Source organism: Marivita sp., from assembly GCF_965656765.1.
Classification (GTDB): domain Bacteria; phylum Pseudomonadota; class Alphaproteobacteria; order Rhodobacterales; family Rhodobacteraceae; genus Marivita.
Map to the genome: position 1 here is coordinate 24,198 of NZ_CBFHLV010000031.1, position 9,399 is coordinate 33,596.

Consider the following 9,399-nt stretch of genomic DNA (forward strand, 5'->3'; position numbering starts at 1 on the left):
ATCAAGCGTCCTCTGGGGCCGCGTAGGATCCGTCTTCACGATGTACTTCGTTGCCAGTGACAGGCGGATTAAAGCAGCAGGCCATCACCAGTTCTTCTTCTGCACGCAAAACATGGCGGTCGTGCTGGTCTAGCGCGTACATTACGCCTGGTGTGATCTCGTGAGTTTCGCCAGTGGCAAGGTCAGTGATCGATCCCTTACCTCTCATACAATACACGCTCTCGAAGTGGTTTTTATACTCGAACGTGTGTTCCGACCCCTCTTCAAGAAAGGTGATATGAAAGGAAAAACCCATATTATCATCGGCCAACAGCATCCGAACGCTTGTCCAATGCGCATCCGACACGACGCGATCTTTTTCCTGTTCAATGATCTTATTAAAGTCTCTGACGATCATATGGGTTACTCCGCCGCGATTTTGTTTGGTCCGGACAAAATGTCGTTCGCTGCATCAAGCAGAATATTGAACCCTTTGCGGAACGTTTCTTTGGACGTTGTCAGTGGTGCAAGAACCTTGATCACTTCATCATCGCTCCCCGAAGTTTCGATGATCAAGCCCTTGTCGTAGGCACGCGAACAAATCTCACCGGCAAGATTACCGGAACCGACGTCTACACCCTGCATCAAGCCGCGACCTTTGAGATACGCATCCGGCACCATTGCAGCCAGATCAGCCAGCGAATCGTGGATAAGCTGTGATTTCTCAGACAGTTCTTTCTGGAAACTATCGTCCGCCCAGAACTTCTCAATCGCTACCTTCGCGGTGATAAACGCGTGAGTGTTGCCACGGAACGTACCGTTGTGTTCAGCCGGACCGAAGATGTCGTACTTTGGACGGACAAGCAGCATTGCCATTGGCAGGCCAAAGCCAGACACCGATTTCGCCATCGTCACGATGTCAGGCATGACGCCCATTTCTTCGAACGAGAAGAACGTGCCACACCGCCCGCAGCCCGCTTGAATGTCATCAATGATGAGCAGCGCGCCATGATCCTTGGCAAGCTTAGCGATCCGCTGGACCCATTCTGGGCTGGCGGCATTCAGGCCACCTTCACCCTGCACAGTTTCAAGCAAGATTGCAGCAGGCGCATCGACACCACCTGACTTATCCTTGAGCATTGCATCAAGGAATTCTGCAGTGTCTGTTTCACCGGGGAAGAAGCCATCAAAGGGCATCCGTGTGACACCGTTCAACGATGTCCCTGCGCCACCACGGTGGTACCCGTTTCCAGTCGCAGAAAGCGCCCCGGTTGTGACACCATGGAAGCCATTGGTGAAGGCAATGATGTTGGTCCGGCCAGTCACCTTACGGGCGATCTTCATCGCCGCCTCAACGGCGTTTGCACCTGTCGGACCCGTGAACATGACACGGTGGTCCATATCACGCGGTTCCAGAATGTGCTGCTCGAACGCTTCCAAGAAGTCCGCCTTGGTGTTGGTGTGCAGATCCAACCCGTGCGCGATCCCATCGTTCATGATGTGATCGACCAGAGCGGTCTTCATGTCGGGGTCGTTGTGACCATAATTCAGCGAAGAGCAACCCGCCAAGAAATCGATATATGTCTTGCCAGTATCGTCGGTTATTTCAGACCCGCTGGCAGTGGTAAAAGTTGCAGGCATACCACGGCAGTATGAGCGAGCTTCGCTCTCGCGGCGTTCAAAAATCGAAACGGTCGTATTCATGTCCTTGGGCATCAGATGTCCTTTCAAGGCATTGGAATTAAATTTTGGGAGGTGAAACGCGACAGATCACGCAGCGCGTTTGAGATCGCCCGACCTAGGCAGCGTGATCGACACCATGTGTTCGGTGTCGTGACGGCCTTCAAAATGAATATCGCGCTTGAAGTGCGGTGTGTCAGTCAGCGTGCCGCCGATTGAGCGGGCAAATCCACGAAACAGAGCCCATGACGCTTCGTTGTCACGGGTGATTGTGGTCTTCAACTTCGTCGCATCATCACAAGCATCACGTTCAATCAGATCGAGCAGCATCTTTTTGCCCAAACCCATACCACGTGCCTTTTTGCTGACAGCGACCTGCCAGACGAACAATGCGTTTTGATCTGGGATCATATGGCCAGAAATCCAGCCAACAATGTCGCCATCCAATTCTGCGACGACGCAGGTGTCGCGGAAATGATCTGCCTGAACAAGGTTACAGTACATCGAATTCTCGTCGAGTGGCTTGCAGTCCTTCACAAGCTCCCAAATTGCAGCCCCGTCCGTCGCGTCCGGTTTGCGCAGACGGGGCGTTCGCGTTCGAGGTATGTCACTATTTGTTGGCATTTTCCTGACCCTTTGTTAGTTCGCCTAACTAAGTAGTATAGTCTTGCTATAATTTCAACATCCAAGGCGTCGCAGGTCGTCATAAGCAATTTTCTGCGGTTTTTTTTGCTTTATACTAACTACTACTCAACGGCGCATAAAGGTCGGAATGGTTCCCATATTAATTAGCTTAACAAAGGGTTAATACTTGCGAAGTTGATTGAAGATCGCTCTTCTTTCGTGCGATGTTTCACGCCATGACAACTGATGCCAACGCTCGCATGGATGATAGCCTGATCGCGCTACGGCGTATTCTTCGGGCAACCGAACTCTATGCGCGCGACCTTGCTCATGCTGTTGGGCTGACCCCTGCGCAGCTGCGGGTGCTACAGATCGTCGACGAGCGCGATAGTGTTACACCTAAAGCTTTGGCGACCCAGATGGGTGTCAGCCAGGCCACCGTTTCTGCGCTTGTAGACAAGCTTGTCGCGCAAGCTTTGGTCGAACGGGTGCCGTCCAGTCAGGACCGGCGTCAAACAAATGTCACCGTGACGCAAAACGGGCGTCTTCGGTTGGAAAACGCACCAGATGCTTTGCAACAAAGATATGTGCGGGCATTCCTTGATTTGGCGGATTGGGAGCAAGCTCAACTTGTCGCAACATTGGAACGTGTCGCGGATATGCTCGACGCCCGTAAGTTGGATGCCTCGCCGGTTTTGACCACAGGCGAGATTCAGTCAGGCAAAAAGCCAGTCTAAGCTACGTCGCCAAATCAAGAGCCTGGACGGGATTCAGGTGGCTCATCATAGATCGACCAGCCACATGTGCTCTGACTGTCAGGCAGATCAGTTTCGCGCAGGTTCCGTGCCATATACGTTTTGGCGATAAAGTTCGCGGTGATCGGGGCGGTCAGTAGCAAGAAGACAGAGATCAAAAGCTCATGCACCGACAAATGCCCTGTCTTGGCATAAAAATAGATCATCGACGCGACAAGCACGCCACCGACACCCAGCGTCGTTGCCTTGGTTGGCGCATGTAGCCGTTGCAGAGAATTTGTTAGCTTTACCAGACCGTACGATCCAACAAGGCCGAATACCCCGCTGACGACGAGCGAGACCGCGATGAGAAGTTCAGTGATAAAACCCATGATCCGACCTCATTCGATGATGTCGCCGCGCAAAAGAAAGCGGCAATAGGCAACGGTTGAAACGAAACCGACCATGGCCACCAGCATCGCAGCCTCAAAGTAGATTGCTGTACCGCGCCACACGCCATACAGCACCAACAGAGCGATCACGTTGATCACCATAGTGTCGAGCGCCAAAATACGGTCAGCTGCATTCGGCCCCAAGGCGATGCGCCAAAGGTCAAGCAGTAGGGCGATGCCATAGCATCCAGCCGCAAACATAATAGCTGCTTCGATCATTCGAAAATCTCCTTCAGCCGCCGCTCGTACCGCGTCTTGATCTCATCGCGCACGGCGTCGACATCATCGGTGTGCAGGCAATGCACCAAAATGCTCCCGCCATCGGCGGAAAGCGTCGCAGACACCGTGCCCGGTGTCATTGTAATGGTCCCCGCAAGAACTGTAATTGCCTCGGCAGACGTTAGCTCCAATGGGATCACAACCCATTGCGAACGAATGTTCTTTTCGCGTTTGAACAGAATGATCGCTGCAACTTGCACGTTCGCGACCACAATATCCCAGAGGACGATCAACACATACACGAGACCTTTCAAGGGCCGCCGAATGGTCGGACGATCGGGCCAATAGGGAGCCGTCAGCATCGGGATCACTAGCCCAAACAACCCACCAAGCAGGAGGTTACCAAGCGTGAACTTGTTCACCAGCCCCAGCCAGACAAAAACCAGCGTAAGGCTTAAGAACGGATGTGGGATAAGACGTCTCAGCATGCCTCAGGACTCCTCACTGGGATCAGCAAGAACAGCAGAGATATACCCCGCCCGGTCAAACAACTGGTTTGATGTCTGTTCCAGGTAATTTGCAACGGGCCCTGCGAAGACTGCCAACGCGCCCAACACAGCAAGTGTGAGCATTACAGGCGCAACTTGTGCTGTGGTCGCCACGTCCGTTGGCCGAGCAGGCTCGCCATCCTCGGGTACCGAGCCGACGATTGCGGTCGACTTCCAGAAAAGCGCGCTTCCTGCGCGGGCAAAGCCAATGATGGTCAGCAAGGAACCTACCAAGATGGCCGTCCATGCCCATGCCATTAGCCCCGGCTCGCGCAACGCGTCAAGCACGAGCAGTTTTCCAAGGAACCCACTTAGCGGCGGCATACCGGCCATCGCGATCACCGCTGCAAAAAAGATCGCTGCAAACAGTCCGTTCTGAACGGTAGCGCTGGTAGGGGTAAGCGAGTCGCCATTGCGACGCGATACCACCAGATCAGCGATCAGGAACAGGCACGCAGCCGCAAATGTTGAGTGGATCATGTAGTACAAGGCCGCCGTTGTTGCGGCTGGGGAAAACGCGGCGACCGCAACCAACAATGTTCCCATTGACCCAACAACCGAAAAACTGATCAACGGCATCAAACGTTTTGCGCCAAGCACACCAAAAGCCCCCAAGGCAATGGTGACTATCGCTGCGGGGAAGAGCCATGCGTCGATCATCCCGTCGGTTCCCGGAACGCCGGGGCCAAACACGACAGTATGAACACGCAAAATGGCATAAGCACCCACCTTGGTCATGATGGCAAACAAGGCCGCCACCGGTGCAGGCGCATTGGAGTACGTCGCCGGAAGCCAAAACTGGACCGGGAACAACGCAGCCTTAACAGCAAACACGATCATCAAAAGCATCGCAGCAACACGCACAAGCGCGGCTTCGTCAGCAGGAATCTCGGGAATCTTGGCCGCAAGGTCAGCGATGTTCAGCGTGCCGGTGCTGGCGTAAAGCGTCCCTAATGCGAACAGGAACAGCGTCGAACCTGCAAGGTTCATCACCACGTATTGCAGCCCCGCGCGCATCCTCTCTTTTCCACCCGAGTGGATCATCAGGCCGTAGGACGCGATCAACAGTATTTCAAAGAATACAAACAAGTTGAAGATATCGCCCGTCAGAAACGCGCCGCAAATTCCCATTAACTGAAACTGAAACAACGCATGGAAGTGTTTGCCCCGGTCGTCCCAACCGGTGGCAATCGCGTGTAAAAGCACCAAGAGCGCCGAGGTCGCCGTCAACAACACCATGAGCGCTGATAGTCGGTCTAGCACAAGAACAATGCCAAACGGTGCCGGCCAGTCGCCAAGACGGTAAATATGGGTTGTGCCATCCATCGCCATCCAGACGAGGCCCATCGATACCGCCAGCAAGAGCACAGTGCCCACCATCGATGTGACACGCGCAAGCACGATGTCGTGTCGCATCACAAATCCGATGATAGGGGCCAACATCGCAGGAAGAACGACGGGAAGAATGATCCAGTGGCTCATTGTGCCGCGTCCTTTTCCGGTTCGGTCTGATCAATGTCGATACTGTCAGTGTCAGACTCGAGGAACGCTCCAAGCGAAATCATTACCAGGACTGCGGTCATACCAAATGAGATAACGATAGCAGTCAGGACAAGCGCCTGCGGCAGAGGATCGGTATAGGTTGCCTCCCCATATTTTGATAGGATGGGTGACATATCAATCGCCAACCGCCCGCTTGAAAACAGGAACACGTTCACCGCATAGGACAACAGCGCGAGGCCAAGAATGACTGGAAACGTCCGAAGCCGCAGCAAGAGGTAAACACCCCCCGCGGTCATTGTTCCGATTGCGCTTGCGACAAGAAATTCCATATCAGCGCGACTCCGAACTGTCTTCGACCCGGCTGGCGGGATCGTAATCCATAGGCTCAACATTGACTGTACTGCCCGCATACCGCGCGATCCGCGACAGGCTGTAGAGCATCAACATCACCGCGCCGAGGACTGTCGAAAAGACGCCAAGATCGAACAGCATCGCTGTTGCCAACTCGAATTCTTCGATGGGCGGTAGGTGCACGTAGGTGAACGAACTGGTGAGGAACGGCGCGCCGAAAACCCAAGCACCAGCGCCGGTCAGTCCGGCAATGATCACGCCAAACCCGATCAGTGTATGATATTCAATGCGCTGACGATCCTGTGTCCACGCGAAACCCGATGCCATATATTGCATCAACAAGGCAATCGCGACGACAAGGCCAGCAACAAATCCGCCACCCGGCTGATTGTGACCGCGCAAGAAGATATACAACCCAACCATCAAGGCGATCGGCATCAGCACACGAGTGACAACAACCATCATCAACGGGTGACGGTCTTTCGACCGGTCATGAGCAAAGTCAGCGTTTCGCAACCGGCGTGCAGCAGGACCGTCCAACAAAGCGTGCATCAACGCATAGATCAGCAGACCAGCGATCCCTAGAACGATGATTTCGCCGTAAGTGTCATAGCCACGGAAATCCACAAGGATCACGTTGACCACATTGGTACCGCCACCGCCTTCGTAGCTGTTGTCGATATGGAACGACGAAATGGTCGAGATATCGCGTTGCATAAAGGCAAAAGACAATCCCCCCACGCCGAGGCCCGCAGCGGCGGCGATCACGCCATCGCGGACCTTAAGACCAAGCGGACTTTCTTTGGGTGTCGACTTCGGCAGGAAATGCAACGCCAGAAGAAGCAACATGATCGTCACGGTTTCAACCGAGATCTGTGTCAGAGCAAGATCAGGCGCGGACATGTAAACAAATCCCGCCGAAATCGCGAGTCCGATGATCCCGATCAGAACAAGCGCGCGGAACCGGTGATGGTGCATGGTCACAACCGACACTGTGGCGACGATCAGCATGACCCAACCGACAGCAATGACAGCCGGGATTGGCAACATTTCCCGCGTCGGCGCAGACAGGCCAGCACCAAAAAACGCGACGGCGCCAAGGAACACAGACGTAACGGTGAAAATCGCCAGATATCGGCTTATCGATCCATTGTGACCACTGGCAGTGATGCCTTGGGCCAGCCGTACGCCAGCGGCCACAAGATCGTCAAAAATCGCTTTAGCCTCGGGACGGCGAGCCTTGAGCCAGATTTTATCAAGCGGTGCATGCATGGCGAGCAGGACTGCACCACCTATCACAGCGATGACCGACATATAAAGTGCGGGGGTCACGCCATGCCAAATCTTGAGGTGCGGATTAAGGTCGGCCCCTGTCACGGCGCTTGCTGCGGCAGCAACAATACCATCTGCAAGGAATGGCATGATACCGATGAGGACAACAAGAATCGCGAGCAAGGCGGGCGCCGCCCAAAGGCCAAATGGCGGGTCGTGCGGCGTGGTCGGGTAGTCGTCGCGAACAGGGCCAAGGAAGACATGTTTGATGAAGCGAAAGGAATACGCCACCGACAAGAGCGCACCCAGCGTCGCGAGCACTGGCACTGCGTAGTGACTGCCAGCCCACGTGGTATGCGATGCCTCTTCAAGCATCATTTCCTTGGAAAGGAAGCCGTTGAACAGCGGAATGCCCGCCATCGACAACGCGGCGACAGTGCCGATGAGGAAGGTGAGCGGCATGAGATGCCGCAAACCGCCAAGCCGCTTGATGTCGCGCGTGTGCGCTTCGTGATCGACGATCCCGGCGGTCATGAATAACGCGGCTTTAAATGTCAGGTGGTTGATGACGTGAAACACCGCCGCAACAGCAGCAGCTTCGGTTCCGAAACCCAACAGCATCGTCAAAAGGCCTAGATGGCTGACGGTCGAAAACGCCAAAAGGGCCTTCAGATCATCCTTGAACAGCGCAATCAGCGCGCCCATCACCATCGTGATCAGACCAGTGGTCGCGACAATATAGAACCACGCATCGGTGCCCGATAACACAGGCCACATGCGCGCCATCAGGAACACGCCTGCTTTCACCATCGTCGCTGAGTGGAGATAGGCCGAAACCGGCGTCGGAGCGGCCATCGCGTGCGGCAGCCAAAAGTGGAATGGGAATTGAGCGGATTTTGTAAAAGCACCCAGCAGGATCAAGATCAGAGCGGGCAGGTACCAGTCTGAGGCCCGGATTGCATCACCAGCTTGCAGGATATCGGTCAGGTTATAACTTCCCGCAATATCTCCAAGGATCAGCATACCGCCGATCATCGCCAGACCACCTGCGCCGGTCACTGCCAACGCCATGCGGGCGCCCTGTCTGCCTTCGGGAAGATGTTTCCAATATCCGATCAACAGAAACGACGACAACGAAGTCAGTTCCCAGAACACCAACAACAAAAGGATGTTGTCCGAGATCACGATACCCAGCATCGCGCCCTGAAACAGCAGAAGATACGTGTAGAACTGGCCAACAGGGTCTTCGCCGGACAGATAGAAACGGGCGTAAAGCGTGATCAGCAGACCAACGCCAAGGATCATACACGCAAACAACAGGCCAAGACCGTCCAAGAAGAACGACGCCGACAGACCAAGCTGCGGCAGCCATTCGACCTCGGCAGTGATGGTTTCACCGTTCAGGACTGCAGGTGCGAAAGTCAGCAACAGGATCAGTGCAACCGCCGTTGGAACGGCTGTGAACGTGGCACAGGCGTTGCGGCCTGCACGAATCATCAAGCCGGGGACAAGCGCACCGAGGAACGGCAACAGCGCTATTAGAAAGAGAAGGTTGCCCGATGTGTTCATGTTACCCGTTAGTCCAACCCGAATAGCCTCGAAGCGCAATATCGCTAAACGCCGGCGTTGTAAAAGCCTAGGCGCTGCATTCAATCATCACACCAGCCATTTGCGCCACTTAAGAACCGGTCTGTAATCGTTTCCTTCGACGGGTGCGCCAAAACTTTTAGGTGTATTGGCAGCATTTGTCGTTAAAGGCGCCGATCTCAACGGGCCTTTTGCGGCAACATGCTTTCGAACCGCCTTGCCGACCCCGTTGCTGACAGCGCGTCGAGACTTGGGTTTCCCTCCCAATGTCTGATGCGCGTTGGCCTTGCGAAGAAAACGTGTGAATTGCTGGAACCGGTATGAAACCCACTGAAATTGGCATGAAAAATGCAGGAAACGGCATGCAAAGCGTCGTTTTTGTGACATCCCCGTCCGGACCCTCTGGTCAATGTTTCAAGGTGGGTTGCGGGTTTCTTTTAGGGCGAATGC

10 protein-coding genes are annotated in these 9,399 nt (G+C 54.5%); 1 reads left to right on the forward strand and 9 read right to left on the reverse strand.

The window, feature by feature from the left end:
- Position 1: 1 nt before the first annotated feature.
- The 3 genes from ACTG4M_RS10170 to ectA are packed head-to-tail and all read right to left on the reverse strand — an operon-like array spanning position 2 to position 2,283.
- Positions 2 to 397: an ectoine synthase gene (locus ACTG4M_RS10170; protein ID WP_439123542.1), complete on the reverse strand. Its 396-nt coding sequence runs from the start codon at positions 395 to 397 to the stop codon at positions 2 to 4.
- Between the two features lie 5 nt (positions 398 to 402).
- The gene (gene ectB / locus ACTG4M_RS10175) at positions 403 to 1,695 is read right to left on the reverse strand and encodes a diaminobutyrate--2-oxoglutarate transaminase (protein ID WP_439123543.1); all 1,293 of its coding nucleotides are present in this window, start codon (positions 1,693 to 1,695) and stop codon (positions 403 to 405) included.
- A gap of 54 nt (positions 1,696 to 1,749) precedes the next feature.
- Complete coding sequence (gene ectA, locus ACTG4M_RS10180) at positions 1,750 to 2,283, reverse strand: diaminobutyrate acetyltransferase (protein WP_439123544.1); 534 nt, start codon at positions 2,281 to 2,283, stop codon at positions 1,750 to 1,752.
- 236 nt (positions 2,284 to 2,519) lie between these two features.
- On the opposite strand from ectA, the gene ACTG4M_RS10185 reads away from it, so the two are divergent.
- A complete protein-coding gene (locus tag ACTG4M_RS10185; protein WP_439123545.1) occupies positions 2,520 to 3,020 on the forward strand; it encodes a MarR family winged helix-turn-helix transcriptional regulator in 501 nt (166 codons plus the stop codon).
- 14 nt (positions 3,021 to 3,034) lie between these two features.
- Here the strand turns inward: ACTG4M_RS10185 and ACTG4M_RS10190 are convergent, their stop codons facing one another.
- Genes ACTG4M_RS10190 through ACTG4M_RS10215 form a run of 6 tightly spaced genes read right to left on the reverse strand, consistent with a single transcriptional unit; the run spans position 3,035 to position 8,931 of the window.
- Positions 3,035 to 3,409, reverse strand: a complete 375-nt coding sequence (locus ACTG4M_RS10190; RefSeq protein ID WP_439123546.1) for a Na+/H+ antiporter subunit G — start codon at positions 3,407 to 3,409, stop codon at positions 3,035 to 3,037.
- 9 nt (positions 3,410 to 3,418) lie between these two features.
- Positions 3,419 to 3,688, reverse strand: a complete 270-nt coding sequence (locus tag ACTG4M_RS10195; protein ID WP_439123547.1) for a K+/H+ antiporter subunit F — start codon at positions 3,686 to 3,688, stop codon at positions 3,419 to 3,421.
- Entirely contained in the window at positions 3,685 to 4,176 is a 492-nt protein-coding gene (locus ACTG4M_RS10200; protein ID WP_439123548.1) for a Na+/H+ antiporter subunit E, read from the reverse strand. Before ACTG4M_RS10200 ends, ACTG4M_RS10195 begins: the two co-directional genes overlap by 4 nt.
- A gap of 3 nt (positions 4,177 to 4,179) precedes the next feature.
- Entirely contained in the window at positions 4,180 to 5,718 is a 1,539-nt protein-coding gene (locus ACTG4M_RS10205; RefSeq protein WP_439123549.1) for a monovalent cation/H+ antiporter subunit D, read from the reverse strand.
- Positions 5,715 to 6,068: a Na+/H+ antiporter subunit C gene (locus ACTG4M_RS10210; protein ID WP_439123550.1), complete on the reverse strand. Its 354-nt coding sequence runs from the start codon at positions 6,066 to 6,068 to the stop codon at positions 5,715 to 5,717. Before ACTG4M_RS10210 ends, ACTG4M_RS10205 begins: the two co-directional genes overlap by 4 nt.
- Before the next feature lies 1 nt (position 6,069).
- Entirely contained in the window at positions 6,070 to 8,931 is a 2,862-nt protein-coding gene (locus ACTG4M_RS10215; RefSeq protein ID WP_439123551.1) for a monovalent cation/H+ antiporter subunit A, read from the reverse strand.
- Positions 8,932 to 9,399: the final 468 nt, after the last annotated feature.